Annotated in this window: 25 protein-coding genes and 2 tRNA genes; 20 read left to right on the forward strand and 7 right to left on the reverse strand. The window is 35.8% G+C overall.

Going from position 1 to position 26,728, the window contains the following annotated elements; genetic code table 11:
- Positions 1-1,485 carry an Asp-tRNA(Asn)/Glu-tRNA(Gln) amidotransferase subunit GatA gene (gatA, locus tag Bho11B_RS04040; RefSeq protein ID WP_035005886.1) on the forward strand — a complete coding sequence of 495 codons (1,485 nt, stop codon included), beginning with the start codon at positions 1-3 and terminating at the stop codon, positions 1,483-1,485.
- A gap of 169 nt (positions 1,486-1,654) precedes the next feature.
- Here gatA and Bho11B_RS04045 read toward each other — a convergent pair whose 3' ends face one another.
- From Bho11B_RS04045 to Bho11B_RS04065, 5 genes are all read right to left on the reverse strand, one after another.
- A complete protein-coding gene (locus tag Bho11B_RS04045) occupies positions 1,655-2,365 on the reverse strand; it encodes an ABC transporter ATP-binding protein (RefSeq protein ID WP_035005884.1) in 711 nt (236 codons plus the stop codon).
- Entirely contained in the window at positions 2,362-3,135 is a 774-nt protein-coding gene (locus Bho11B_RS04050) for an ABC transporter ATP-binding protein (protein WP_035005883.1), read from the reverse strand. The genes Bho11B_RS04045 and Bho11B_RS04050 overlap by 4 nt, the downstream gene beginning before the upstream one ends.
- A complete protein-coding gene (locus tag Bho11B_RS04055) occupies positions 3,128-4,189 on the reverse strand; it encodes a branched-chain amino acid ABC transporter permease (RefSeq protein ID WP_078673728.1) in 1,062 nt (353 codons plus the stop codon). Before Bho11B_RS04055 ends, Bho11B_RS04050 begins: the two co-directional genes overlap by 8 nt.
- Positions 4,189-5,265, reverse strand: a complete 1,077-nt coding sequence (locus Bho11B_RS04060) for a branched-chain amino acid ABC transporter permease (protein ID WP_035005881.1) — start codon at positions 5,263-5,265, stop codon at positions 4,189-4,191. The genes Bho11B_RS04055 and Bho11B_RS04060 overlap by 1 nt, the downstream gene beginning before the upstream one ends.
- 81 nt (positions 5,266-5,346) lie before the next feature.
- The gene (locus Bho11B_RS04065; RefSeq protein WP_078673729.1) at positions 5,347-6,516 is read right to left on the reverse strand and encodes an ABC transporter substrate-binding protein; all 1,170 of its coding nucleotides are present in this window, start codon (positions 6,514-6,516) and stop codon (positions 5,347-5,349) included.
- A 327-nt stretch (positions 6,517-6,843) separates the two neighbouring features.
- Here Bho11B_RS04065 and Bho11B_RS04070 point away from each other — a divergent pair, with 327 nt between their 5' ends.
- From Bho11B_RS04070 to Bho11B_RS04080, 3 genes are all read left to right on the forward strand, one after another.
- On the forward strand, positions 6,844-7,419 hold the full coding sequence (locus Bho11B_RS04070; RefSeq protein ID WP_035005879.1) for a cold-shock protein: 576 nt from the start codon (positions 6,844-6,846) through the stop codon (positions 7,417-7,419).
- A 93-nt stretch (positions 7,420-7,512) separates the two neighbouring features.
- Positions 7,513-8,031 carry a DUF192 domain-containing protein gene (locus Bho11B_RS04075; RefSeq protein ID WP_236829070.1) on the forward strand — a complete coding sequence of 173 codons (519 nt, stop codon included), beginning with the start codon at positions 7,513-7,515 and terminating at the stop codon, positions 8,029-8,031.
- Positions 8,028-8,801, forward strand: a complete 774-nt coding sequence (locus Bho11B_RS04080; RefSeq protein WP_035005876.1) for an alpha/beta fold hydrolase — start codon at positions 8,028-8,030, stop codon at positions 8,799-8,801. Before Bho11B_RS04075 ends, Bho11B_RS04080 begins: the two co-directional genes overlap by 4 nt.
- Positions 8,802-8,843: 42 nt before the next feature.
- On the opposite strand, the gene Bho11B_RS04085 is transcribed toward Bho11B_RS04080, so the two are convergent.
- Entirely contained in the window at positions 8,844-9,530 is a 687-nt protein-coding gene (locus Bho11B_RS04085; RefSeq protein WP_078673730.1) for an alpha/beta hydrolase, read from the reverse strand.
- A 181-nt stretch (positions 9,531-9,711) separates the two neighbouring features.
- Between Bho11B_RS04085 and Bho11B_RS04090 the strand changes: the two genes are divergently transcribed.
- From Bho11B_RS04090 to Bho11B_RS04115, 6 genes are all read left to right on the forward strand, one after another.
- Positions 9,712-10,860, forward strand: coding sequence for a cysteine desulfurase family protein (locus Bho11B_RS04090; protein ID WP_078673731.1), 1,149 nt, complete (start codon positions 9,712-9,714; stop codon positions 10,858-10,860).
- 159 nt (positions 10,861-11,019) lie between these two features.
- Positions 11,020-12,531, forward strand: a complete 1,512-nt coding sequence (gene sufB, locus Bho11B_RS04095; protein WP_078673732.1) for a Fe-S cluster assembly protein SufB — start codon at positions 11,020-11,022, stop codon at positions 12,529-12,531.
- Positions 12,532-12,571: 40 nt separating this feature from the next.
- Entirely contained in the window at positions 12,572-13,327 is a 756-nt protein-coding gene (sufC, locus tag Bho11B_RS04100) for a Fe-S cluster assembly ATPase SufC (protein ID WP_078673733.1), read from the forward strand.
- Positions 13,328-13,338: 11 nt separating this feature from the next.
- Positions 13,339-14,607: a Fe-S cluster assembly protein SufD gene (sufD, locus tag Bho11B_RS04105; protein WP_078673734.1), complete on the forward strand. Its 1,269-nt coding sequence runs from the start codon at positions 13,339-13,341 to the stop codon at positions 14,605-14,607.
- Positions 14,608-14,616: 9 nt separating this feature from the next.
- Positions 14,617-15,861: a cysteine desulfurase gene (locus tag Bho11B_RS04110; protein ID WP_078673735.1), complete on the forward strand. Its 1,245-nt coding sequence runs from the start codon at positions 14,617-14,619 to the stop codon at positions 15,859-15,861.
- Positions 15,854-16,255: an SUF system Fe-S cluster assembly protein gene (locus Bho11B_RS04115; protein WP_078673736.1), complete on the forward strand. Its 402-nt coding sequence runs from the start codon at positions 15,854-15,856 to the stop codon at positions 16,253-16,255. The genes Bho11B_RS04110 and Bho11B_RS04115 overlap by 8 nt, the downstream gene beginning before the upstream one ends.
- A gap of 955 nt (positions 16,256-17,210) precedes the next feature.
- Here the strand turns inward: Bho11B_RS04115 and Bho11B_RS04120 are convergent.
- Positions 17,211-17,286: transfer RNA gene (locus tag Bho11B_RS04120), tRNA-Val, on the reverse strand.
- 215 nt (positions 17,287-17,501) lie between these two features.
- Here Bho11B_RS04120 and Bho11B_RS04125 point away from each other — a divergent pair.
- The 10 genes from Bho11B_RS04125 to nuoI all read left to right on the forward strand — a co-directional run bounded on the left by Bho11B_RS04125 (position 17,502) and on the right by nuoI (position 26,643).
- A tRNA-Asp gene (locus tag Bho11B_RS04125) sits at positions 17,502-17,578 on the forward strand.
- Between the two features lie 294 nt (positions 17,579-17,872).
- Positions 17,873-18,238, forward strand: coding sequence for an NADH-quinone oxidoreductase subunit A (locus Bho11B_RS04130; protein ID WP_035005864.1), 366 nt, complete (start codon positions 17,873-17,875; stop codon positions 18,236-18,238).
- Complete coding sequence (locus Bho11B_RS04135; protein WP_035005863.1) at positions 18,229-18,810, forward strand: NADH-quinone oxidoreductase subunit B family protein; 582 nt, start codon at positions 18,229-18,231, stop codon at positions 18,808-18,810. Before Bho11B_RS04130 ends, Bho11B_RS04135 begins: the two co-directional genes overlap by 10 nt.
- 14 nt (positions 18,811-18,824) lie before the next feature.
- Positions 18,825-19,433 carry an NADH-quinone oxidoreductase subunit C gene (locus tag Bho11B_RS04140; protein ID WP_078673737.1) on the forward strand — a complete coding sequence of 203 codons (609 nt, stop codon included), beginning with the start codon at positions 18,825-18,827 and terminating at the stop codon, positions 19,431-19,433.
- 203 nt (positions 19,434-19,636) lie between these two features.
- Positions 19,637-20,827 carry an NADH-quinone oxidoreductase subunit D gene (locus Bho11B_RS04145; RefSeq protein WP_035005859.1) on the forward strand — a complete coding sequence of 397 codons (1,191 nt, stop codon included), beginning with the start codon at positions 19,637-19,639 and terminating at the stop codon, positions 20,825-20,827.
- Positions 20,827-21,504 (forward strand): NADH-quinone oxidoreductase subunit NuoE, encoded by a 678-nt coding sequence (gene nuoE / locus Bho11B_RS04150; protein WP_035005857.1) that lies wholly within the window; start codon positions 20,827-20,829, stop codon positions 21,502-21,504. The genes Bho11B_RS04145 and nuoE overlap by 1 nt, the downstream gene beginning before the upstream one ends.
- Before the next feature lie 119 nt (positions 21,505-21,623).
- Positions 21,624-22,931, forward strand: a complete 1,308-nt coding sequence (gene nuoF, locus Bho11B_RS04155) for an NADH-quinone oxidoreductase subunit NuoF (protein ID WP_035005856.1) — start codon at positions 21,624-21,626, stop codon at positions 22,929-22,931.
- 66 nt (positions 22,932-22,997) lie between these two features.
- Positions 22,998-25,067, forward strand: coding sequence for an NADH-quinone oxidoreductase subunit NuoG (gene nuoG, locus Bho11B_RS04160; RefSeq protein ID WP_078673738.1), 2,070 nt, complete (start codon positions 22,998-23,000; stop codon positions 25,065-25,067).
- A 24-nt stretch (positions 25,068-25,091) separates the two neighbouring features.
- Entirely contained in the window at positions 25,092-26,138 is a 1,047-nt protein-coding gene (nuoH, locus tag Bho11B_RS04165; RefSeq protein WP_078673739.1) for an NADH-quinone oxidoreductase subunit NuoH, read from the forward strand.
- Positions 26,139-26,151: 13 nt separating this feature from the next.
- Positions 26,152-26,643, forward strand: a complete 492-nt coding sequence (nuoI, locus tag Bho11B_RS04170) for an NADH-quinone oxidoreductase subunit NuoI (protein ID WP_078673740.1) — start codon at positions 26,152-26,154, stop codon at positions 26,641-26,643.
- Positions 26,644-26,728 lie beyond the last annotated feature (85 nt).

Raw genomic sequence — 26,728 nt, forward strand, 5'->3', positions numbered from 1 at the left:
ATGACCGATTTGATAACCTTAACAATTGCACAAGCTCGTGATGCTTTAAAAAAGGGAGACTTGAAAGCAATTGAACTAACAGAAGCTTATTTGAAAGCAATTGAATTGGCTAATCCAATTCTGAATGCTTATGTAGCAATAACTGCAGAACAAGCAACAAAAATGGCAGTTGAATCCGATATCCGTTTAGCGAAAGGAAAGGCTGGCATTTTAGAAGGTATTCCACTGGGAATTAAGGATCTCTTTGCAACACAAGATATACATACTCAGGCTTGTTCATATATTTTAGACGGTTTTAAACCAAAATATGAATCAACTGTAACTGCTAATTTATGGAAAGATGGAGCAGTTATGTTAGGTAAGCTGAATATGGATGAGTTTGCTATGGGATCATCTAATAAAACATCATGTTATGGCCCAACTATTAATCCATGGCGAAAAAAAGAATCAGATGAGAAGCTTGTGCCTGGTGGTTCATCAGGAGGTTCTGCTGCTGCTGTGGCAGCTCATCTTTGTGCGGGAGCAACAGCAACTGATACTGGTGGATCAATACGTCAGCCAGCAGCTTTTACTGGCACTGTAGGGATAAAACCAACTTATGGTCGGTGTTCGCGTTGGGGGATGATAGCTTATGCCTCATCACTGGATCAAGCGGGACCTATTGGACGAGATGTGCGTGATTGTGCAATTATGTTAAAATCAATGGCTTCCTTTGATAGTAAGGATTCAACTTCAGTTGATTTACCAGTACCTGATTATGAAAGCTATCTTGGTCAATCGATCAAAGGAATGAAAATTGGTATCCCAAAAGAATATTATATTGAAGGGATGTCTGAAGAAATTGTTGATCTTTGGCAAAAAGGAATGAATTGGCTAAAAGATGCAGGAGCAGAGATTATTGATATTTCTTTACCTCATACAAAGTATGCTTTGCCTACTTATTATATTTTAGCTCCTGCTGAAGCATCTTCTAATTTAGCACGTTATGATGGTGTTCGTTTTGGGCTTCGTATACCAGGAAAAGATGTCATTGAAATGTATGAAAATACCCGTTCAGCTGGCTTTGGTGATGAAGTCAGACGGCGTATTTTGATTGGAACTTATGTTCTCTCTGCGGGGTATTATGATGCTTATTATCTTAAAGCTCAGAAAGTACGAACTTTAATTAAACGTGATTTTGATCATTGTTTTGGGCTTGGTATTGATGCTATCCTAACTCCTGCAACGCCAACATCCGCTTTTAGTATTGCAGATGAAAAAATAAAGAATGATACAATAGCCATGTATCTTAATGATATTTTTACTGTGCCAGTTAATATGGCTGGCTTACCAGGGATTTCTGTTCCTGCAGGTTTATCATTAGATGGTTTGCCTCTAGGATTACAATTAATAGGTAGATCTTTTTCTGAGGAAGTGATTTTTAAAATAGCATATATTATAGAACAAGCAGCAGGAACATTAAATGCTGAAAAATGGTGGACATAAAAGATATAGTTTATAATTTTAATGCTAATAAAACTAATTATAAATAACAATTAAATATATGAAACTTATTCGTTTTAAAGCTATTTCTAATGAGTTATGAACAAAAAGAAGCTTTTAATTAACTTCATAATCATTAGAGTTAAATAATAAGGAATAGGCACTGTAATTTTTAATTGCCAAGATATGCATCTTTGACACGTGGATCGGAAAGCAAAGCTTTAGCTTCATCGTGAAATAATATTTTTCCTACTTCTAAAATATAAGCATAATTAGCAATGGAAAGTGCTGCAGATGCATTTTGTTCAATAAGAAGAACAGTTTTCCCCATATCATTAATTTTCTTTATAATCGAAAAGATTTCACGTACGAGAAGGGGCGCTAAACCGAGAGATGGCTCATCTAATATAACTATATCGGGATTACTCATAAGGGTGCGACCTACGGCTAACATTTGTTGTTCACCGCCTGACATTGTACCGCTCAGTTGCTGAGATCTTTCACGCAAGCGTGGAAATAAATCAAATATCCATTCGATATTGCGAGTAACAACAGTTTTATCATTACAGATATAAGCGCCTAGCTGAAGATTTTCTAAAACAGTAAAGTGAGGTATAATACGTCTTCCTTCAGGCGTTAAGGCAATACCTAATCGTAAAATTTCTTCCGGTTGTTTTTTTATGATAGATTTGCCTTTATATATAATTTCTCCGTGAATCGATCGATTGAGGCCTACAATAGAATGTACAGTGCTGCTTTTACCAGCTCCATTCGCTCCAATTAGAGTAACTATACTGCCTTTTTTTATAGACATAGAAAGGTCTTGAACAGCTTTAATTGCACCATAATGAACATGAAGATTTTTTATTTCAAGAATATTCATGATATATCTTCACCGAGATAAGCTTTAATAACTCTAGGATTATTGCGTATTTCATTGGGTGTGCCATTAGCAATACAACGACCATATTCTAATACACAAATATATTGACAAAGCTTCATAACAACTTTCATATCATGTTCAATCAAAAGGATTGTAAGATCAAATTCTTTTTTGATTTTTTCTATAAATTGCCTTAATTCATCGCTTTCTTGTGGATTCATACCGGCTGCGGGTTCATCAAGAAGAAGCAGTTTTGGTTTTGTTGCTAAAGCTCGAGCAATTTCTAAGCGTCGTTGTGCTCCATAGGAGAGGGTGGTTGCTTTTTGATGAGCGAGATGATCAAGCTGAAGCTTTTTAAGAAGTTCCATTGCATTGTTATGAATTTGTCTTTTCTCTTTAAGCGCACTTGGTAATAATAAAGCTGCATTAAACCATGGTTGTTTCTGTCGAATATGAGCACCTACCATAATATTTTGTAAGACTGTTAATCCTGAAAAAAGGCGTATGTTTTGAAACGTTCGTGCAATATGGAGCTTGCAGATAGTATAAGGTGGGAGGCCACAGATTTTTTTATTATCTAAAAGAATTTCTCCATTTGTTGGCGCATAAAAACCAGAAATCATATTAAAAATAGTTGTTTTTCCGGCACCATTTGGACCAATTAATCCAGTAATTGTTCCTCGTTTAATAGCCATATTAACATTGTTTACAGCAATTAATCCACCGAAATGCATTGTAAGATTATTGAGTGAGAGAATCGTACTATTCATGATTTTTTCTCATTTTGAAAAGATTTCTTCTTATTAAAAGATTGGAAATCCAATTCCATGAAAGTTCACGTTGGCCTAATAACCCTTTTTGCCAGTATAAGATAATTGCCAGCAATATAATTGAAAAAATAACCATTCGTAGGCCTGGTAATCCCGGAATATTTATAAAGCCTAGATTTAATGGATTTTCAACGATACGAAGCCACTCAAGCATTATTGTAATAATAATGCTGCTTATAACGCTTCCTGTAATAGAACCAAGACCACCAGCCACAACAATCATTAAAATATTAAAGGTTAGGATAAAATTGAACATTTTGGGATCGATAGTTGAAATAAGAGCGGCGGTTAATGCACCACCAATACCTGCAAAAAATGCACCAACCGTAAAAGAAAAACAGCGATAGAAAAAAGTATTTACTCCCATTATTTTCGCAGCGATTTCATCATCGCGAATAGCACGTAAAACATTACCTGTATTGCTTTGTAATAAAAGAGTAATGAAAATTGTTGTAAATGCTAACCACCCAAAATTCCACCATAACGTAGCATATTGAGGTATTCCTTTGATTCCTAATGAACCATTTGTTAAAGGTGTAGCATTGATAATGACAACACGAATAATTTCTGCAAAGCCTAGTGTTGCAATTCCAAGATAATCACCACCAAGGCGTAAAATAGGGAAAGCGATTAGCAAACCTATAATTGCAGCAGATAATCCGCTTATAATCACAGAAACAAAAAACGATAGTTGCAAATTTTTTAAGGGTTCAGCTATCGGTTCTAAAATCCACATCATTTCTTTTTGTTCAGGAGAGAGAAGAAAAATTGCGCATACATAAGCACCAATAGCCATAAAACCAGCATGTCCTAGGGAAAACATCCCTGTAAATCCATAAGTCAAATTGAGTGAAATTGCTAATATTGCATTGATAGCGATAAGATTAATAATACGCAGTGTATAGTCATTAAAATAGTTATCAGCATAAAATAAAAAGCTAATAAAAATTATAATGCTAACAAATGATAGAAAAATGTTTAATGATTTTGTCATTAAATTTTCTCCTGGTTTTTCTTACCCATTAAACCAGTTGGCATTATTAATAAGATAAGAATCAAGAGGATAAAAGCAAAGGCATCTCTATATCCAGATAAAGTTGGAGAGAAGGCAACAACCATAATTTCAATAAATCCTAATAGTAAGCCTCCAAGCATTGCTCCTGGAATTGAGCCTATACCTCCAATAACAGCTGCAATAAAAGCTTTTAATCCAGGAAGCAAACCCATATAAGGATGAATTTGAGGATAACGTAAAGACCACATAATACCCGCTATGGCACCTAATGCAGAACCTATACAAAATGTAAATGCAATAATCTTATTAACAGAAACACCCATTAAACGAGTTGTTTCAATATCATATGATATTGCACGCATAGCAAGACCAGGCTTTGTTTTGTTGATTATCCATAATAAAATAATAACAAGAATGAATGAAACAATAGGAACGATGAGAGACATGGGAGCAATTCGAATGATACTCTTTGCATCCTGTCCGAAAGACCATAAGATTGGTGTTACAAGAAAATCTGGTTGTTTTACAGCTTTTGGAATGCTGCTAAAAAACATGATTGCAAGACTTTCAATAAGAAAAGAAATGCCAATCGCGCTGATAAGCACTGAAATACGTGGAGCGTTACGCAAAGGTTTATAGGCTAACTGATCAACAAAAATTCCCACTGCACCGGTAATAAAAATGGAAAAACAAATAGCTAAAATCCAAACGGGTTTAAAATCTTGCAGAGAAATTTGTGAGTAATAAATAAGTCCTGAAACAAGAATAAAAAAGATAGAAATCCAATAAACTTTTTGTTGTTTCTGAAATCCAATAAAGATTGAATAATAAATAAAAACTGAGAACAATATAAGTAAAATAGCAACCCATGTAGGCATAAAGCTAATTGTAGAAAAGGAAAAAAAATATGCTCCCAACATTATGAGATCACCATGAGCAAAATTAATCAACCTCAGAACACCATAAACCATGGTATAACCGATTGCAATAAGCCCATAAAGTGATCCTAATGTCAGCGCATTAAAGAGATATTGAATGAACATTTCAGTGCTCATCTCTTATTCCTTATGTATTAATATGAAATATGATAGCTCTAAATAATTTAATCTTGGAATACATTAACTAAGCTTATAATTTTAATTGAGCAATTTATTAGTTTGCATTGTTTTTTGTAAGTCAGTAAACTGTATTTCGTGTAAATAAATACGCTTTCCATTTTTTATTTCAATTATACCAATAGAAGCTTGAGGATTATGATTTTCATCTATGGATATAGTTCCAAAAGGGGTTTGAAAATCTTTTAATTTACTCAATTCAGCTGTAATTTGCTCACGATCAGCACTGCCAGCATTTTCAATGGCTTGCATAAACATCATATATGCTGTGTACCCCAAAACTGAATTGATATTTGGTTGTTTATTGGGATAAGCAGTTTTCCATTGATTTGTAAATTCTTGTGCGGCTTTTGACATGTTTGGTATAGCTTCATTGTAAGGAAGTGTTGTATGCAAAAATCCTTCTGCAGCTAGTCCTGCAATGGCAATAGTTTCTGGATTATCCATAGCATCTCCACCCATAATGCGAAATTTTGCCCCCAATTCACGTGCTTGCTTTATAATTATGGCACCTTCAGCAAAATAAGATGGGATGAATAAGATATCAGGTTTTTGTGCTATGATTTGTATAAGAGCGGCTGAGAAATCTTGGTCTCCAGAGTTATAATTTAAATTTGAGATAATTTCACCGCCTAACTTTTTGAATGAACTGGTAAAGTAACGTGCAAGACCAATTGCATAATCGTTAGATATATCTTTTAAGATAGCTGCCTTTTTGGCATGTAAAATTTGGGTTGCATAAGTTGCAGCACCTATAGCTTGATAAGAGTCAGTGAAGCATGCACGAAAATAATACTTTTTGCCTTGTGTAACCAGTGCATTTGTTGATGAAGTTGCGATAGTAGGTGTTTTTGCTTTTTCAGATACTTCTCCACCTGCTAATGACAGTGAAGAACCATAGGTTCCAATGATTCCATTAACTTTGTCATTAGCGGTTAAATGCGCGACAGCATTGACTGATTCTACTTTATCAGATTTATTATCAATAACAATCAGCTCAACTTTGCGTCCTAGTATTTCTGGATTTTTTTTATGTGCTAATTGTATACCATCGAGTTCAAGTTTTCCTCCAAACGCATTTTGTCCAGTTAATGGAAGATAAACACCAATTTTAATAGGATTTTCTGCAGAGGCATTTGTCAGAAATGCACTTATTATAAAAGCTACGGTAAGGATCTTTCTCAATTGCATTACGCACTTTTCCTTATTGTCAGTTATAATTTTTATTATAAATTGTATACATTATCTTGAACTTTATTATCATGCAAGTTATACATCTTATAAAATTGATCAGTGTGTACGAGTGTGTGCAAAAAGTCTTCGAGATTACCATTATATTTATTTATGTGTGTAAACCTTCTTGGATGAAATTTTATGATTTATGAGCTGACATTACGAAGTAGATACGACAATATGGGGAAATCTTATCTTTGGTCTTGCTTGTTAATGTAACTACAATGTTTACTTACGCAGAAGAATCAATTTGTAGAATTCAAACCTACAGGATCACGTTTGGTTATGACAAGTAAGGATACATTAAAAGATTATTCTCCATCTGAAGATGGTCTCGATATTTGTGGTGAAATTATTGAAATTAGTGGTGTCATTAAATGGTTTGATGGCAGCAAGGGATACGGATTTATTATTCCTGATCTTCCCGGTCTTCCTGATATATTATTGCATGTGACAGTGATGCGGCGAGATGGTTTTCAAACAGCTTTAGAAGGAGCTAAAGTTATTTGTGTTGTAAAACAAACAGAGAGAGGGCTAAAATGTATCCAAGTTAAGTCTATTGACTGCTCATCAGCTACTCATCCTTCAGAAATTCCAGTGCGTACACATGTTGTGGTAACTCCTGAAAGTGGTTTAGAGCGTGCAATTGTTAAGTGGTTTAATCGCGAAAAAGGATTTGGTTTTCTTAGCCGGGGGCAAGGAACAGAGGATATTTTCATTCATATGGAGACATTACGTCGTTTTGGTTTAGCGGAACTCCGTTCTGGTCAGGTTGTCCTTGTGCGTTTTGGTAAGGGGGAAAAGGGCTTGATGACAGCAGAAATTTATCCTGATATAGCGCTTCCATTTGTTACAAATTAAATTTCTAATGTTATTAAGGAAAAATATCATCTCTGTTTTTTAAGTTGTGTAATTTATCTTAAAGAAAAATAGTAATGATGTAGGATAAGAGTTTTGAAATTCTTAAAGAGGAAACAAATTATTCAATTTATTCTATTTTTATGCGCTAATATTTCAAGTGCTGTTATAGCAGGAAAGCCTATAGAGATTCCTACTGATCCAAATTTTTTAATAATTAATACGGAACAGAATGCGATTTTTTATGAGGTAGAGATTGCATTTTTACAAACTCAAGCGAGCGCTGGTTTGATGTATCGTACTGATTTTCCTCGTAATCGTGCTATGTTATTCAAGAATTTTCTTGGTAGTATGCCAGAAGATAAACAAGAAATGTTTATGTGGATGTCTCATACATCTTTACCTTTAGATATAATTTTTTTAAATTCAAAGGGAGTTATTGTTTCAATTGTTGAAAATACTCTTCCATTTTCAAAAAATATAATTTCGTCAAAAGTACCTGCAGCTTTTGCTATAGAACTTAATGCCGGTGAGGTCGCTGATAAAAAGATACAGCAGGGTCAATGTGTGATGCATCCTGTTATTTATGAGAAATGTGAAAGTGATAAACTATGACAGCAGAAGAGATTCGCTTTTTTGAACATGATGGTTTGCGTTTTGCTTACTGTGAAGAAGGACAGGGTGCTCCTATTTTATTGATTCATGGTTTTGGATCTTCTGCGCGTATAAATTGGTATGCAACAGGTTGGTTTCGTACTCTCATTGCGGCAGGCTATCGTGTTATTGCTTTTGATAATCGTGGACATGGTGATTCGGATAAGATCTATGATCCTTTATTTTATACACCTCAAGCTATGGCTAGTGATGCGGTTAAATTGCTTCAACATTTAGAGTTATCCAAGGCCCATGTTATGGGATATTCTATGGGAGCTCGAATTAGCGCATTTATGGCTCTTTTGTATCCGACATATGTGCATAGTGTTATTTTTGGTGGTTTAGGAATTGGTATGGTAACGGGGGCAGGTGATTGGGAGCCTGTTGCTCAAGCTCTTTTAGAAAAAGATGTTTCAGCAATTACTGATCCTCGTGGTTTGATGTTCCGTAAATTTGCAGAACAAACTAAGAGCGATAGACGTGCTCTTGCTGCTTGCATCATGACATCAAAACAAGAATTAACAGAGCATGAAATTTATAAAATTAAGCAGCCTGCACTCGTTGCAGTTGGTTCATTAGATGAAATTAGTGGTGAAGCTGAGCCATTGGTGGCTTTATTGCCACATGGTGAGGCACTACAAATTCCTGGGCGTGATCATATGCTTGCTGTTGGAGATAAAGTTTATAAAAAAGGTGTTATCGATTTTCTTGCTCGTCATCCTATTGTTTAATTATTGTTTAAAAGATATTCGAGATATTAAAGAAATAATCTATTATTTTAAAAGTGCAGGTATTTTACGTGGAGAAAGAGTTGATAAGTTACTTGCAATATGCCTATCTAAATATTGTCCACATCGTTCAATAAGTTCTTCATTATATCCACTAAAAAAGTGGTTAGCTCCTTTTAGGATTTCTTGTGTAATAGTAATTCCTTTTTGCATTTTTAGTTTATCGACAAGATTTTGAACATCTTTCGAAGGCGCGACTTTGTCGATATCACCGTGAATGATTAAGCCGGATGAAGGACAAGGAGCAAGAAATGAAAAATCATAAATATTTGGTTGTGGAGCAACTGATATGAAGCTCTCAATTTCAGGTCTGCGCATGAGAAGTTGCATTCCAATCCAAGCACCAAACGAATAACCAGCTACCCAACAGTTTTTAGAATTAGGATGCTGTGTTTGCACCCAATCAAGAGCAGCGGCAGCATCTGAAAGTTCGCCTATACCATAATCAAATTCTCCTTGACTTCGACCAATGCCACGAAAATTGAAACGCAGTGTAGTAAAACCACGTTGTTGAAACATATAAAATAAATCATAAACAATTTTATTATTCATTGTTCCACCGAATTGAGGATGAGGATGTAGAACAATCGCAATTGGTGCATTTTTTTGTTGAGAAGGTTGATAACGTCCTTCAAGACGACCTGTGGGACCATTAAAAATGATTTCTGGCATTAAATGCTCCTTAAAAGCTATGAATGTTTTCATTGACCTTGGTCGAATTTTACAATAAAATCCACCTTGTTTAGGTATTTCCTTTAATTAATTACTAGATATCCTTTTTTGAAGGCGTTTTTCAAGAAAATTGCATTATTTTTTTTAAATCAATTTGTGGGATAGATAATTAGGATTTAAAATGGCTGTAAAACGCCGGTATCTTGATCATAATGCAACGACACCGCTCACAAAAATGGCACGAATGGCATTATTAGAATCTTTAGAGATATTTGGTAATCCATCATCTGTTCATACGGAAGGGCGTGCTGCTAAAGCACTTTTACAGAAATCCCGTAGACAAATTGCTGATAGACTTAAGGCAAATCCAGATAATGTTGTATTTACATCTGGTGCTAGTGAAGCAGCGATGACTCTGTTGACACCTTTTTATCATATTGGAAGGTCTGAAGTGCAGTTTTCGCATCTGTACATTGGTGCGAGTGAGCACCCGTCCATTGCAGAGGGAGGGCGTTTTTCTAAAGAATTGATTAGTATAATTGATGTTGATCAGCATGGTTTGATCCAGCAGGATAAGTTAAAATCTTTATTAATAGAACATGATAAAGCGAAAGGTTTACCGCTTATCGCTATTCAAGCTGCTAATAGCGAAACTGGTGTTATCCAAAACATTCAAGAAATAGCGTCTATTGTTCGGGATGCTGGAGGTACTCTCATTGTTGATTTAGTTCAATATATAGATAAATATCCCATTGATATTAATCATTTTGGAGGTGACTTTTTTATACTATCAGCTCATAAAATTGGAGGACCTAAAGGGGTTGGTGCATTTGTTTCATGTGGAGATCTTCTTATGCCTTCTCCTCTTATTACTGCTGGTGGACAAGAAAAAGGACACCGTGGAGGGACAGAAGCTTTACCGCTTATTGCTTCTTTTGGAGCAGCAATGGAAAATTGTTTTACTCAAGAAGAAATAAAAAAATTAATCTATTTACGTAACAAATTGGAAGATGGTTTACTAAAAATTAGTCATGATGTTATAATTTTTGGTAAGAACGTTCAACGTTTGCCAAATACTACTTATTTTACTGTACGGGGTATAAAAGCTGAAACAATGCAAATTGGTCTTGATTTAGCGGGATTTTCTGTATCAGCAGGTTCTGCTTGTTCTTCAGGAAAAGTAAAACAAAGCAAAGTTTTGGAAGCAATGGGATATCATATATCAAATGGTGCGATCCGTGTTTCAACAGGACGTTGTACAACTTCTAAAGATATTGATGATTTTTTATTGATTTTTGCTCAAATTATAGGTAACAAAAGGCAGCATTAATCAATTAAGAAATTAAGCATTATTCTTAAAAAATGGAGTAAGCTTGATTGGAATTTTCCTATTTTGCATATTAAAGTCACCTATTTTTATTTTGTGAAGTAAATAAGATATTTACCATTTATCACCGGTTTTTGACACCGAAAAAAATGGAGAAAACCGATGCCGGCAGTGCAGGAAACAATACGCCAGGTAAGTGAAATAGACGTTGATCAATATAAATATGGTTTTGAAACGAATATTGAAGTAGATAAGGCTCCAAAAGGGCTAAATGAAGATATTATTCGATTTATTTCCGCTAAAAAATGTGAACCTGAATGGATGTTGACATGGCGTTTGAAAGCTTTTCGCCGGTGGTCTAAAATGGAAGTACCTCGTTGGGCACGAATTAAATATCCAAAAATTAATTTTCAAGAACTTTATTATTACGCTGCTCCTAAAAATCATACGGGACCAAAATCTTTAGATGAGGTTGATCCTGAGTTATTAGCAACTTATGAAAAACTTGGTATTTCCTTAAAAGAGCAGGAAATTTTAGCTGGAGTAAAAAAACAGACGGATCTTTCTACATCTGATGATAATATCTACGCATCAGGACAAGTAGCTGTTGATGCTGTTTTTGATTCTGTTTCAGTTGTAACAACATTTAAAGAAGAATTAGCACGTGCCGGCGTCATTTTTTGTTCTATTTCAGAGGCTATCACTGAGCATCCTGCTTTTATTCAGGAATATTTAGGAGCAGTTGTACCAGCTGGTGATAATTATTACGCTGCCTTAAATGCTGCTGTCTTCACGGATGGCTCATTTGTTTATATTCCCAAAGGAGTGCGTTGTCCTATGGAACTCTCAACCTATTTTAGGATTAATGAACGCAATACAGGACAATTTGAGCGAACATTGATTATTGCAGATGAAGATTCGTATGTCTCTTATTTGGAAGGGTGTACTGCGCCCCAGCGTGATGAAAATCAGTTGCATGCAGCTGTTGTCGAGCTTATCGCTCTAAAAAATGCAGAAATTAAATATTCAACAGTACAAAATTGGTATCCTGGTGATAAGGAAGGAAAGGGGGGAATTTATAATTTTGTAACTAAACGAGGGGATTGTAGAGGAGATAATTCCAAAATTTCGTGGACACAAATTGAAACAGGTTCTGCGATTACTTGGAAATATCCATCTTGTTTATTACGGGGTAATAATTCACGCGGAGAGTTTTATTCTATTGCTGTTGCAAATGGTCACCAGCAAATTGATTCCGGTACAAAAATGATCCATTTAGGAGAAAATACATCAAGTCGTATTATCTCAAAGGGTATTTCTGCTGGTTTTTCGAATAATACTTATCGTGGACAAGTTACTGCACATAAAAAAGCTAAGAATGCACGTAATTTTACTCAATGCGATAGTTTGTTAATTGGTAATGATTGCGGTGCTCACACAGTACCTTATATTGAAGCAAAAAATGCAACAGCTCAGTTTGAACATGAGGCAACGACATCAAAGATCTCTGACGATCAACTTTTTTATGTTATGCAACGGGGGATTCCTGAGGAAGAAGCAATTGCATTAATCGTTAATGGATTTGTAAAAGAAGTTATTCAAAAATTACCAATGGAATTTGCTGTTGAAGCGCAGAAACTAATTGGCATTAGTTTAGAAGGCAGCGTAGGCTAATTGCGCATTGCATAAAATACAGCAAAAACAGGATTAAGCTATGTTAGAAATAAAAAATTTGCACGCCCGTATTTCTGAAACTAATACAGAAATCATTTGTGGTTTAAATTTGACCATTCAAGATGGTGAAGTCGCTGCTATTATGGGGCAAAATGGAGCAGGAAAATCTACTTTATCTTATTTGCTTTCTGGTCGTGATGACTATGAAGTAACAGAAGGTGATATTCTTTATAATGGACAATCAATTTTAGGAATGAGTCCAACAGAGCGTGCAGTAAGCGGTATTTTTTTAGCATTTCAATATCCAATGGAAATACCTGGTGTTGCAACAATGGAATTTTTAAAAGTTGCAATAAATTCTCAACGTAAAACTCGAGGTGACAAAGAACTTAAAATTTCTGAATTTATTCAGTATGTTAAGAAAACCGCTTCTGAACTTGAAATAGATATGGCTATGCTTAAACGTTCACTGAATGTTGGTTTTTCAGGTGGAGAAAAAAAGCGTACTGAAATTCTTCAAATGGCTCTGCTTGAACCAAAACTTTGCATTTTAGATGAAACGGATTCTGGTTTAGATATTGATGCTTTAAAAATTGTTGCAGATGGTGTTAACAAATTGCGTAATCAAGAACGTTCATTTTTGGTTATTACTCATTATCAACGTCTGCTTGATTATATTACGCCTGATACAGTGCATGTTCTTTATAAAGGTCGTATTATTAAAAGTGGCGATAAATCTTTAGCATTGTATTTAGAGCAAAATGGGTATGCTGATATTATCAGTAAAACTGCTTGAGGTTATTGAATATGAGCATAAACTCACAACAAAAATTGATTGCAGTTGAAGAAGATATTATCAGTAATTTTAATCAACGCATTGATCATTTACCCGGCGATGAAGCAGTGCAAGTTATCCGTAAGAAGGCGATTGAATTATTTCAAAAAACGCGTCTTCCTTCGCGCAAAGTAGAATATTGGCATTATACTGATTTACGCGTTTTATTAAAATCTGTCAGTGAGTTTTCAGAATTTAATGATGAACAAACGATTGATAAATTACTTCCAGAAAATATTGTTTTTTCTATTGAAAATGGTAAAGCGCTTACCTCAAATAAAATAGAGGGTGTTGAAGTAGAGAATCTTGTAACGGCATTAGATAAAAATAGTGCTAAACTAAATTCAATTATTTCTGATGAAAATTTTATTGGACAATTAAATACAGCCTTCGTTACAGATGGGTGGTTTTTCAAGATTTCTGATAATATTCAATTGGATGTGCCAATTGAATTGCAAAATATTCAAATGGGAGGGCAATCACATACTTTTTCAAGCATCAAAGTCGGAAAGAATAGTCAGGCTGTAATTATTGAACGCCAGATAGGCAATGATAAAGATACTTTCGTTAGTTCAGTCTTTTCATTAGATCTTGCTGCTAACAGTAATATAACATGGATTCTTATCCGTGATAGGGGAGAAAGTGCTACACAATTTAGCCAATTTCGTGCTGTGCTTGCTGAAAACGCTGAATTAACACTTTATGTGATTAATATAGGTAGTCAACTTAATCGTCAAGAAATTGATATTGAGTTGTTGGGAAAAGAGGCTAATTTTCAATTACGAGCAATAAATTTATTGTCTGGAAAAATGCACAGTGATCTTACGATGACTGTACGTCACGTTGAAGAAAAATCAATTTCGAAAGAAATTATACGTAATGTTATCACAGATAAAGCACGTGGTGCTTTTCAAGGGGTAATACGCGTTGCACAGAAAGCGCAAAAAACAGATGCCCGTATGGCTTGCAATAGCCTTATTCTTTCAGATGATGCAGAATTTGATGTAAAGCCTGAACTAGAAATTTTTGCAGATGATGTTGCTTGCGCCCATGGAGCAACAGTTGCTAAAATTAATCATGATCATCTTTTTTATCTAATGGCACGCGGTATCTCTTTTAAAACTGCCTGCGAACTTTTGGTAAAAGGGTTTATCTCAGAACTTATTGATGACATTAAGCAAGATAACATGCACACTCTTTTGAGTACTATCATTAATAAATGGTTAGTAACGAACATCTAAGGCAAAAAAATGGAAAATAAGGTAAAAACATTAAATTATAATGTAGAAGAAATTCGCCGTGATTTTCCTATTTTGCAAAATAGTATTTATGGTAAACGATTAGCTTATCTTGATAGCGGAGCATCTGCTCAAAAGCCGCTATCTGTCCTTAATATCATGGATAATTTTTACCGATATCATTATGCTAATGTGCATCGAGGAATGCATTTTTTATCAAATACAGCAACACAATTTTATGAAGATGCTCGTGAAACAGTTCGGGCTTTTTTAAACGCTCAAGTAGTTGAAGAAATTGTTTTTACGAAAAGTGCAACAGAAGCTATTAACACTGTAGCTTATGGTTGGGGGATGCCTAAATTAAAAGAAGGTGATGAAATTATTCTCACTATTATGGAGCATCATTCAAATATTATTCCTTGGCATTTTATTCGTGAACAAAAAGGTGTGAAACTTATTTTTGTACCAGTTGATAAAGATGGTGTTTTACATATTGAATCTTTTCAAAACGCTTTAAGTGATAGAACCCGTCTTGTTGCTATTACACATATGTCCAATATATTGGGAAGCATATCTCCTATAAAAGAAATTGTTAAGTTAGCACATCAAAATGCTATTCCTGTTTTGGTTGATGGTTCTCAAGGAGCGGCACATTTAACGGTGGATGTACAAGATCTCGATTGTGATTGGTATGTTTTTACTGGTCATAAAGTTTATGGTCCTACAGGTATTGGTGTTCTTTATGGTAAAAAGTGTCGGTTGGAAGAAATGCGTCCTTTTCAGGGCGGAGGACAAATGCTTGAAGAGGTGACACTTGATAAGGTTTCTTATAATTCTCCTCCATATCGTTTTGAAGCTGGTACACCTCCTATAGTTGAAGCTATTGGATTAGCGGCAGCTATTGATTATATACAAGAAAAGGATAGAAATGCGATTTATACACATGAAATGGCGCTTTTAAATTACGCTCATGAAAGACTTGAAACAGTTCAGTCATTACATATTTATGGACGTGCTTTGAATAAAGGTGCTATTATATCCTTTGAGCTTGAAGGTATCCATGCACATGATGTTGCTATGTTTGTTGATCGACAGGGAGTTGCTATACGTGCGGGAACACATTGTGCACAGCCTTTATTACAACATTTTGGTTTAACATCTATCTGTCGTGCGTCATTAGCAATGTATAGTAATCGGGAAGATATCGATCAATTGGTTGAAGCATTAGAAAAAGCAAGGATATTTTTTAATGGTTAGATTAATTAAAAAATGCTCTTCAGCTGAGCCTGTTGGTTTAGAAAGTGATAAGCAAGAGTCTTGTTTACCAGCAATTCCAGAATCTGAGATTAATCGTCTGACAAACGATATTATTGCTGCTCTTAAAACAGTCTACGATCCGGAAATACCTGCTGATATTTATGAGCTAGGATTGATTTATCGGATTGATATTGAAGATGATCGTTCGGTAAAAATTGAAATGACACTTACAGCTCCTGGATGTCCTGTCGCAGGTGAGATGCCAGGTTGGGTAGAAAATGCTGTAAGTGCAGTTGAAGGTGTTTTAAGTGTTGAAGTAATTATGACATTTGATCCTCCGTGGACACCTGAGTGTATGTCAGAAGAAGCACAAATTGCTGTTGGATGGTATTAAAAATAAAACAATAATAAAATATTGATTTTATTATTGTTTTATCTTATTTATCACTTTTTTGAGCTTTTTTATTGTTTCGATAAACTAGCTTTTTGCGATCAGCGTTCTTTGTATAAAGAACTGCTATGTTAGCAGCTAAAAATTTCTTTGAGTTGAAATACTATTGCATCTAAGTTTGCAGTTTTTGTTGCAGCTACTTTTCTTAAGCCATCAGTTAATTTCTAGTACTAGCAACAGTAATGGCAATAGAAGCTATCATTGATAAGATAGAACTGGAGATGGGGCTTTAGACAATAGCAAGACTGGGATTGATAATCATGAAAGTAGAGTTGGCTGTGAAAGTGATTTTTGTGGTTGTTGTGCACGCTTAAGAACAAAGAAAAAGTTTCTTGGAAAGAGTATGGTTAGTATTAGAAAAGGTGTTTATGTCCTTAGTCCTTATGCGGTTAGTGCCTATTGCTAAACGCTTGCAAGAGCAATGTTTGTGATCTTGTTGAGGAAAGAAATATTTTGTGGTGGTGATAGTGGTTTTAGAAGCTTTTTTGTAGCCTGAGTGAGGGCTCTTCGTTTTGGTAAGAAGACTAAACGGCAAAAATAAACAGCGACTATCATTAAGAGAGCAATAATATAGCTAGGGTTGTATTAGTTAGTATTGAATATATTTGGAGAAAAGCGATTTCATGGTCATTATCCCAAATTTAGTAAGGAAAATCTTTACAGCATAACAAACAAGGTGCTCATAATATGTAGGTGGAAAAGTGCATAAAAAATCGAATCGTAAAGAGAAGCTCAATGCTTTTGATACTTAACACAAACTAAAAATCACCTTGAAAGCAAGTTTTGATTTTTAATGCGTATAAAGGAAAATATAAAGTGCTATTCCCTAACCTTTATTTATCCCTAACCTTAAAAAAGATAAATAAAATCAGTATGTTACATTTGTCTATAAGAAACATGGTGGGCGATGAGAGACTCGAACTCCCGACATCCTCGGTGTAAACGAGGCGCTCTACCAGCTGAGCTAATCGCCCAATTTAATAATTCACAATTGGATGAGCACTTTATTAAGGAAAAAAAAAATTAAAGGCAAGAATAAAAAATGTTATTTATTAATGTTTTTTAGAGAATTGGATGAGTTTTTATTGTTTATTTAATTTTTTTTTTTAAATGTTTCATTTTTCTTGACAGAACCGAATGAACATCTTACACGACGATTGATACCATATTAATTGGTTCCAAGAAGTGCGCGGGTGTAGCTCAGTTGGTTAGAGTGCTGGCCTGTCACGCCGGAGGTCGCGGGTTCGAGCCCCGTCACTCGCGCCATTTCGATTTTTTATTTCCTAATTTCCTTAGCATGTGGTTTTTTGTGGGTTATAATAATTATAGCGCATCCTATAGAATTTTTAGCTGATGTTTAATTTTTCCTTTTTTATATAGTTTTATGAGAATAAGGGCTTGCGTCTTTCTTTTCTCTGCGGTACCTATAATAAAATAAATACTGCGCGGCATGCCCTTTAAGCTGTACGAGCGGAATTAGCGTGATGAGTGTTGTAATTTTATCTAGACAATATTAGATGATTACGCTAATTCAGAACCTCATTAAGGCGGAAAAGGATTATGATCCATTTATTGAACTCTTATTTACCGGTATTGATTTTCATTATTGTTTCAGTAATTATTGCTGGAGTTCTTTTAATCATACCTTATATTGTGGCTTATCGTGCTCCTGATCCTGAAAAACTATCGGCTTATGAATGTGGATTTAATTCATTTGATGATGCTCGAATGAAGTTTGATGTTCGATTTTATCTCGTTTCAATTTTATTCATTATTTTCGATCTTGAAGTTGCTTTTCTTTTTCCTTGGGCTGTTTCGTTTTCTTCAATAGGTATATTTGGTTTTTGGTCGATGATTGTATTCTTAGCGATCTTGACGATTGGATTTATATATGAATGGAAAAAGGGAGCTCTTGAATGGAATTAGCGTTTAATAATTCAACGGTTGTTGCTCCAAAAGCAAAAGGAATCATTGATCCAAATACAGGTAAGTTGGTAGGTTCTAATGATAAGTTTTTTAGTGATATTAATGCCGAATTAGGGGACAAGGGTTTTTTAGTAACTTCAGTAGATGCTTTGATCACTTGGGCCCGTACCGGTTCATTGATGTGGATGAGCTTTGGTTTGGCTTGTTGTGCTGTTGAGATGATACAATGCTCAATGCCTCATTATGATAATGAACGTTTTGGATATGCGCCGCGCGCTTCACCCCGTCAATCAGATGTCATGGTAGTTGCTGGTACTTTAACAAATAAAATGGCACCTGCTTTACGCAAAGTTTACGATCAGATGCCTGAACCGCGTTATGTGATTTCTATGGGTTCCTGTGCAAATGGTGGGGGGTATTATCATTATTCTTATTCCGTTGTGCGTGGATGTGATCGTATTGTCCCAGTGGATATTTATATTCCAGGATGTCCTCCTACAGCAGAGGCGTTGCTATATGGTATCTTACTATTGCAGAAAAAAATCCGTCGTACTGGGTCTATAGAGCGATAGGGACTTTAATAATAATGAGTGAAACATTAAGCGAGCTTTCTAGCTATTTGAAAGATAAATTGGGGGATAAGATAGAAGAAAGTATCCTTGCATTTGGCGAATTGACAGTTGTATCACGTCTTGATGCAATTACTGATGTTTTAATGTTTGTTCGCGATGACTCTCGTTGTCAATTTATTAGTATTACAGATATTAGTGGTGTAGATTATCCTTTTCGTGAAAAACGTTTTGATGTGTCTTATCAGTTATTATCTCCGCGACATAATTTACGTTTACGTGTAAAAGTGCGTACTGATGAGAATGTTGCTGTTGCTTCTGCTTGTTCGATTTATCCTGGAGCAGAATGGTATGAGCGTGAAGCCTACGATATGTATGGCATTTTATTTTCAGGGCACCCGGATTTACGACGTATTTTAACAGATTATGGATTTGAAGGGCACCCTTTGCGCAAAGATTTTCCTGTAACAGGGTTTGTCGAATGTCGTTATGATAATGAAGTCAAACGAGTTATTTATGAGCCTGTTGTTTTGCGACAGGAAATGCGTAATTTTGATTTTCTTTCGCCTTGGGAAGGTAATGAACATATTTCGCTATGTGGTAAAAAATCACATGTTGAAAAATAATACTATAATTGAAGATGTGGTAAAGATTGTAAGTTTTTAAAAATAATTAAGCCTTTTTAGTAAGAATAGTGTATAGAAAGTTGTAATTGTATATGAGTTAATTTTATTCGCAGTAAATAGTTATTTTGTGTCGTGCATCATAATAGCATAGCATTCTTTGTGTTCAGTTTTTAGGATGCATTGAGAGAAGTAAGGGGTTAATAGTGGCTGAGGTCAATGTCCGAAATTTTAATATTAATTTTGGTCCACAACATCCTGCTGCGCATGGTGTTCTGCGTATGGTTTTAGAATTGGATGGTGAAGTTGTTGAACGTGTGGATCCACATATTGGATTACTGCACCGCGGCACAGAAAAGTTAATGGAAACAAAAACTTATCTTCAGGCAGGACCTTATCTTGATCGTTTAGATTATGTTGCTCCTATGAATCAAGAGCATGCTTTTGTGCTTGCCATTGAAAAATTGTTGGGTGTTGAAGTTCCTAAACGAGGACAGTTAATTCGCGTTCTATTTTCTGAAATTGGGCGTATTCTTAATCATTTGCTTAATGTAACCACACAAGCAATGGATGTTGGTGCCTTAACACCGCCGCTTTGGGGATTTGAACAGCGTGAAAAATTGATGATTTTTTATGAGCGTGCATGTGGCGCGCGTCTTCATGCAAATTATTTCCGTCCTGGTGGTGTGCATCAGGATTTACCAGAAACTTTGATTGAAGATATTGGTAATTTTATTGACCCATTTCTTATTGCTCTTGATAAACTTGATGCACTTATAACACCTAATCGAATTTTTAAACAGCGGAATGTAGATATTGGTGTGGTAAATATTAACGAAGCTTGGGCTCGTGCTTTTTCTGGAGTGATGATTCGTGGAGCTGGTGTGCCGTGGGATCTGCGTAAAAGCCAACCTTATGAATGTTATGATGAAATGGAATTTGATATTCCTGTAGGTAAAAATAGCGATTGTTATGATCGTTACCTCATTCGTATGGAAGAAATGAGGCAATCAACAAAAATTATGCGGCAATGTGTGGACCGTTTGCTTTCTTCTGAAAAAAATGGACCAGTTTCAAGTTTGGATCGTAAGGTTGTGCCACCAAAACGCAGTGAAATGAAAAGTTCGATGGAAGCGCTGATTCATCATTTTAAACTTTATACAGAAGGTTTTCATACTCCTCCTGGTGAAGTTTATGTCGCTGTAGAAGCCCCAAAAGGTGAGTTTGGTGTTTACCTAGTTTCTGATGGAACCAATAAGCCTTATCGTATTAAATTACGTGCTCCTGGTTTTGCTCATCTTCAAGCTATGGACTTTCTAACTCGAGGTCATATGCTAGCAGATGCAACAGCTATTTTGGGTTCAATTGATATTGTTTTTGGGGAGATTGATCGTTAATGTCTGTACGTCGTCTTGCCGATGCTATCCATCAACCAGCAGAATTTTCTTTTACAAAAGAGAATCAAGTATGGGTGCAAAATACCATAAAGAAATATCCTGTAGGGCGTGAACAATCTGCTGTTATTCCCTTATTGATGCGTGCTCAAGAGCAGGAAGGTTGGGTAACGCGTGCTGCAATTGAACATATTGCTGAAATACTTTCTATGGCTTATATTCGAGTTTTAGAGGTTGCAACTTTTTATACTCAATTTCAACTAAAACCAGTTGGAACAAAGGCGCATATTCAGGTTTGTGGTACCACTCCTTGTATGCTACGTGGTTCTGGAGAATTGATCAAAGTTTGTCAAAAAAAGATTCATGATAAGCCTTTTGTTACTAATCAAAGTGGTACATTGTCATGGGAAGAAGTTGAGTGTCTTGGTGCTTGTGTTAATGCTCCGATGGTTATGATTTTCAAAGATACTTATGAAGATCTTACAGCTGAACGTCTTGAAGAAATTATTGATGCATTTGAAGCAGGTAAAGGTTCTAATATAGCTGTGGGACCACAAAATAATCGTAAATCATCAGAGCCTATTAGTGGTTTAACATCTTTAGTTGATGAAAATAAAAATAAAATGAAATCATTTAAATCTTCAAAGAAAAAGAGAAATGAAGGTGTGGAAGTTGAATGAATATTTCTTTGAGTTGAATAAAACATCTTAATATAAAAGAGAAGTTTTGGGAAAAATATTAAAAAATTGAATTAGGAAAATGCTAAAAATGCATTCAGTTATAGAAAAAAAGGTGGGGTATGCTGGCTGATAAGGATCGCATTTTCACCAATATTTATGGTTTTAAAGATAAATCATTGAAAGCTGCGGTATTGCGTGGACATTGGGATGGTACCAAAGCGATTATTGAAAAAGGCCGTGATTGGATTATTGATGAAATGAAAGCTTCAGGCTTACGTGGCCGTGGGGGTGCTGGCTTTCCTACTGGTATGAAATGGTCCTTTATGCCAAAACAAAGCGATGGTCGGCCTCATTATTTGGTTGTAAATGCAGATGAGTCGGAACCAGGAACATGCAAAGACCGTGATATTTTAAGACATGATCCTCATACTTTAATTGAAGGATGTGTTATTGCCACTTTTGCAATGGGAGCAAATATTGCTTTTATTTATGTTCGTGGTGAATATATTCGTGAGCGTGAAGCGCTTCAAGCTGCAATTGATGAGTGCTATGAAGCAGGGTTGCTTGGTAAAAAGACTAAATATGGTCATGCTTGTGATATTATTGTTCACCATGGTGCTGGGGCTTACATTTGCGGTGAAGAGACAGCTCTTCTTGAGAGCCTTGAGGGAAAAAAAGGTCAACCTCGATTAAAACCTCCATTCCCTGCAAATATGGGTGTTTATGGTTGTCCAACAACCGTTAACAATGTGGAATCTATTGCAGTTGTTCCTACGATTTTACGTCGAGGTGCTTCGTGGTTTTCATCGATTGGTCGGGCAAACAATGTTGGGACAAAATTGTTTATGGTTTCTGGACATGTTAATGCGCCTTGTACATTTGAAGATGCTCTAGGTGTTTCTTTTCGTGAATTGATTGAAAAACATACAGGTGGTATTCGCGGTGGATGGAATAATCTTTTAGCCGTTATTCCAGGGGGAGCTTCTTGTCCGATTGTTCGTGGAGAAGATATGATAAATGCCATTATGGATTTCGATGGGATGCGAGATGTTGGCTCTTCTTTTGGGACGGGTGGTATGATTGTTATGGATAAATCAACCGATATCATTAAGGCAATTTGGCGTATAGCAGCTTTTTTTAAACATGAAAGTTGCGGTCAATGTACGCCGTGTCGTGAAGGGACTGGGTGGATGATGCGTCTTTTGGGTCGTATGGTTGAAGGAAGGGCACAAAAACGCGAAATTGATCTTCTATTTGAAGTTTCTAAACAAGTTGAAGGGCATACTATTTGTGCACTTGGAGATGCTGCGGCATGGCCTATACAAGGATTAATCCGTAATTTTCGTTCAGAGATTGAACGAAGAATTGATGATTATACGCGAAGTGCAGTTCAAAGTAAAAATATTGCTTTGGAAACAATAAAATAAAGAGTTTTGTTTTTAAAAATAATGAAATACAAATGAGAAGTAGGTTATTCGCGAGCTGGATTGGTGATGATAAGTATTAAAGTTGATGGTAAAGAAATTGAAGTTCCTGACTATTACACATTGCTTCAAGCTGCTGAGGCTGCGGGTGCTGAGGTTCCACGTTTTTGTTTTCACGAAGCTTTATCAATTGCTGGGAATTGTCGTATGTGTTTGGTAGAGGTCAAAGGTGGGCCTCCAAAACCACAAGCTTCTTGTGCTATGGGAGTACGTGATTTACGATCAGGGCCAAATGGTGAAATGCCTGAAATATTTGTCAATACGGAAATGGTCAAAAAAGCCCGTGAAGGCGTTATGGAGTTTCTCCTCATTAACCATCCATTAGATTGTCCTGTATGTGATCAAGGTGGTGAATGTGATCTTCAAGATCAAGCAATTTTTTATGGGCGTGATTGTTCTCGTTATACAGAAGATAAACGTGCTGTTGAAGATAAGTATATTGGACCTCTTGTAAAAACTGTGATGACACGGTGTATTCATTGCACACGTTGTGTTCGTTTTACAACAGAGATTGCAGGTGTTTCAGATCTTGGTTTAATTGGCCGTGGTGAAGATGCTGAAATCACGACATATCTTGAAAGAGCAATGACATCTGAATTGCAAGGCAATGTTATTGATCTCTGTCCAGTAGGTGCTTTAACTTCAAGACCTTATGCGTTTTGTGCGCGTCCATGGGAATTAATTAAAACAGAGTCGATTGATGTGATGGATGCTCTTGGTAGTGCTATTCGCATTGACAGCCGAGGGCGCGAAGTTATGCGAATTATACCACGCGTTAATAAAGATATAAATGAGGAATGGATTTCAGATAAGACACGTTTTATTTGGGATGGATTGCGTACTCAAAGACTTAATAAACCGTATGTTCGAAAAGATGGAAAACTTCAGCCTGTAAGTTGGTCGGAAGCTTTTGAAAAAATTAAAACAGTTATATCTGAAACTTCAGCAAAAAAAATTGGAGCAATTGCTGGAGATCTTGTTTCTGTTGAGGAAATGTACGCTCTTAAATTATTATTGCTTTCATTGGGCTCAAAGGCATTTGACTGTCGTCAAAGGGGTATGGTTCTATCTGCTGAATTAGGCCGTTCGAGTTATATTTTTAATCCTACTATTGCAGGTATCGAACGTGCTGATGCAATATTAATTGTAGGATCTAATCCGCGTGTTGAGGCTGCTGTTTTAAATGCACGTATTTTAAAACATCAACGAGTAGGAAGAATTCCAATTGCATTAATTGGAGAACAGGTCGATTTGCGTTATCCGTATTCTTATCTTGGGGCTGGTACTGATTCATTAAATAAACTTATTAGTGGAGAGAATGCATTTTTTGATGTACTAAAAAAAGCTGAGAGACCGCTTATTCTTATTGGAGAAGGTGCTATTTCAGGTAAGGAAGGTTTATCTGTTTTAAAGAGTCTTGCAAAATTAGCGGACCTTGTTGGAGCTCTTAATGAAGAATGGAATGGATTTGGCATCCTTCATACTGCTGCATCAACTGTTGGAGGACTAGATATTGGTTTTACCCATAAATTGGGAGTTGAAAATATTGTAAAAACCTGTGAGGTTCTATTTTTGCTGAGCGCTGATGAAGTAGAATTAACCAATAACAAAGCCTTCGTAATTTATATTGGAAGCCACGGTGATAATGGTGCGCATGCTGCTGATGTGATTCTACCGGCATCTACTTATACTGAAAAATCAGGGCTTTATGTTAATACAGAAGGTCGTGTTCAGATGACAAATCGAGCTGGTTTTGCTCCAGGTGAAGCAAAAGAAGATTGGGCTATTTTACGTGCTTTATCCGATGTTTTAAATAAAAAGCTTCCTTTTGATTCATTATCTCAATTGAGACAAAGTTTATTTAATGATTTTCCACATCTTTGTGCCATTGATAATATAACGCCTTCATGTATTAGTGATCTTAAAACTCTGAGTTCACAAGTAATTGTTCTGAAGCCACACAAATTTACTTCTATGATTAAAGACTTTTATTTAACAAATCCAATAGCGCGTGCTTCTGCAATTATGGCAGAATGTTCGTCTCTTGCAAAAAGTCATGCTGCAGAAGCTATGAAGTAAGAACAAAGGGGAAAAGGAACAGTTATGTACGATTTCTTTATGGCTTGGCTATTGCCATTATTAATTATAGTGGGTAAAACACTTATTCTGTTAGTTGTTCTTTTGGTTTTAATTGCTTATTTGCTTTATGCAGACAGGAAAATTTGGGCAGCTGTCCAATTACGTCGTGGACCGAATGTTGTTGGTCCATGGGGGTTGTTGCAGTCTTTTGCAGACTTGATAAAATTTGCTGTTAAAGAACCGATTATCCCTGCTGGAGCTAATAAAGGTGTTTTTCTTCTTGCTCCTTTTGTTTCAGCGGCACTTGCATTATCGGCATGGGCAGTTGTTCCAGTTAATGAAGGCTGGGAAATTGCAAGTATTAATGTTGGTTTACTATATATACTGGCTATTTCATCTCTTGAAGTTTATGGTGTTATCATGGGAGGATGGGCCTCAAACTCGAAATATCCTTTTTTAGGAGCTCTTCGTTCAGCGGCACAAATGGTTTCTTATGAAGTTTCAATTGGTCTTGTTCTTGTTACAGTTGTTTTAGTAAGTGGTTCACTAGATCTTACAGCAATTGTTCTTAAACAGAATAGTGGTTTTGGAAAGAATATTGGCTTGCCATTCAGTAGTTTTCTTGATTGGAATTGGTTAGTTCTTTTTCCAATGTTTATTATATTTTTTATTTCTGCGCTTGCAGAGACAAATCGTCCTCCTTTTGATTTGGTAGAGGCAGAATCTGAGCTTGTTGCTGGACATATGGTTGAATATTCTTCAACTCCTTATATGCTTTTTTTTCTTGGTGAATACGTTGCAATTGTTTTAATGTGTGCATTAACAACTATTTTGTTTTTGGGTGGCTGGTTACCTCCTTTTGATGTATGGTGGCTTAATTGGATTCCTGGTGTCATTTGGTTTGTTCTGAAGGTTTGTTTTGTATTTTTTGGATTTGCTATGGTTAAAGCATTTGTACCCCGATATCGCTATGATCAGTTAATGCGCCTTGGTTGGAAGGTATTTCTTCCTATTTCATTGGCAATGGTTGTGATGACTGCTGCTGTTCTGCAATACACTGGTTTAGCTTAAGAGGAAAGCTTATATGTCAAGTCTTATTCAAGCAGCAAAATCACTTCTTTTATTAGAATTCATAAGTGCCTTTTTTTTAGCAATGCGTCAGTTTTTTTCTCCAAAACCTACAATTAATTATCCCTATGAAAAAGGTTGTGTTTCTCCACGTTTTCGTGGTGAACATGCTTTGCGTCGCTATCCAAATGGAGAAGAACGGTGTATCGCATGTAAATTATGTGAAGCAATTTGTCCCGCACAGGCTATTACGATTGAAGCTGGGCCTCGACGTAATGATGGTACACGTAGAACTATTCGCTATGATATTGATATGGTGAAGTGTATCTATTGTGGTTTTTGTCAAGAGGCTTGTCCAGTTGATGCTATTGTGGAAGGTCCGAATTTTGAGTTTGCAACAGAAATGCGTGAAGAACTCTATTATGATAAAGAAAAGCTTTTAAATAATGGAGATCGTTGGGAGCGGGAAATTGCTCGTAATATATTAATAGATTCACCTTATCGTTAGGTGTATTATTAAATGGAAAGTAGTTGGATAATGTATCCGATAAGGATAGTCTGGTATGAAAATTCATACCTATTGATTGATTGAG

The organism is Bartonella sp. 11B, assembly GCF_002022625.1.
GTDB lineage: Bacteria > Pseudomonadota > Alphaproteobacteria > Rhizobiales > Rhizobiaceae > Bartonella > Bartonella rochalimae.

Coding starts and splice junctions, on each gene's coding strand:
- gatA (WP_035005886.1), top strand. CDS start 1: ATGACCGATTTGATAACCTTAACAATTGCACAAGCTCGTGATGCTTTA.
- Bho11B_RS04045 (WP_035005884.1), bottom strand. CDS start 2,365: ATGAATATTCTTGAAATAAAAAATCTTCATGTTCATTATGGTGCAATT.
- Bho11B_RS04050 (WP_035005883.1), bottom strand. CDS start 3,135: ATGAATAGTACGATTCTCTCACTCAATAATCTTACAATGCATTTCGGT.
- Bho11B_RS04055 (WP_078673728.1), bottom strand. CDS start 4,189: ATGACAAAATCATTAAACATTTTTCTATCATTTGTTAGCATTATAATT.
- Bho11B_RS04060 (WP_035005881.1), bottom strand. CDS start 5,265: ATGAGCACTGAAATGTTCATTCAATATCTCTTTAATGCGCTGACATTA.
- Bho11B_RS04065 (WP_078673729.1), bottom strand. CDS start 6,516: ATGCAATTGAGAAAGATCCTTACCGTAGCTTTTATAATAAGTGCATTT.
- Bho11B_RS04070 (WP_035005879.1), top strand. CDS start 6,844: ATGACAAGTAAGGATACATTAAAAGATTATTCTCCATCTGAAGATGGT.
- Bho11B_RS04080 (WP_035005876.1), top strand. CDS start 8,028: ATGACAGCAGAAGAGATTCGCTTTTTTGAACATGATGGTTTGCGTTTT.
- Bho11B_RS04085 (WP_078673730.1), bottom strand. CDS start 9,530: ATGCCAGAAATCATTTTTAATGGTCCCACAGGTCGTCTTGAAGGACGT.
- Bho11B_RS04090 (WP_078673731.1), top strand. CDS start 9,712: ATGGCTGTAAAACGCCGGTATCTTGATCATAATGCAACGACACCGCTC.
- sufB (WP_078673732.1), top strand. CDS start 11,020: ATGCCGGCAGTGCAGGAAACAATACGCCAGGTAAGTGAAATAGACGTT.
- sufC (WP_078673733.1), top strand. CDS start 12,572: ATGTTAGAAATAAAAAATTTGCACGCCCGTATTTCTGAAACTAATACA.
- sufD (WP_078673734.1), top strand. CDS start 13,339: ATGAGCATAAACTCACAACAAAAATTGATTGCAGTTGAAGAAGATATT.
- Bho11B_RS04110 (WP_078673735.1), top strand. CDS start 14,617: ATGGAAAATAAGGTAAAAACATTAAATTATAATGTAGAAGAAATTCGC.
- Bho11B_RS04115 (WP_078673736.1), top strand. CDS start 15,854: ATGGTTAGATTAATTAAAAAATGCTCTTCAGCTGAGCCTGTTGGTTTA.
- Bho11B_RS04130 (WP_035005864.1), top strand. CDS start 17,873: ATGATCCATTTATTGAACTCTTATTTACCGGTATTGATTTTCATTATT.
- Bho11B_RS04135 (WP_035005863.1), top strand. CDS start 18,229: ATGGAATTAGCGTTTAATAATTCAACGGTTGTTGCTCCAAAAGCAAAA.
- Bho11B_RS04140 (WP_078673737.1), top strand. CDS start 18,825: ATGAGTGAAACATTAAGCGAGCTTTCTAGCTATTTGAAAGATAAATTG.
- nuoE (WP_035005857.1), top strand. CDS start 20,827: ATGTCTGTACGTCGTCTTGCCGATGCTATCCATCAACCAGCAGAATTT.
- nuoF (WP_035005856.1), top strand. CDS start 21,624: ATGCTGGCTGATAAGGATCGCATTTTCACCAATATTTATGGTTTTAAA.
- nuoG (WP_078673738.1), top strand. CDS start 22,998: ATGATAAGTATTAAAGTTGATGGTAAAGAAATTGAAGTTCCTGACTAT.
- nuoH (WP_078673739.1), top strand. CDS start 25,092: ATGTACGATTTCTTTATGGCTTGGCTATTGCCATTATTAATTATAGTG.
- nuoI (WP_078673740.1), top strand. CDS start 26,152: ATGTCAAGTCTTATTCAAGCAGCAAAATCACTTCTTTTATTAGAATTC.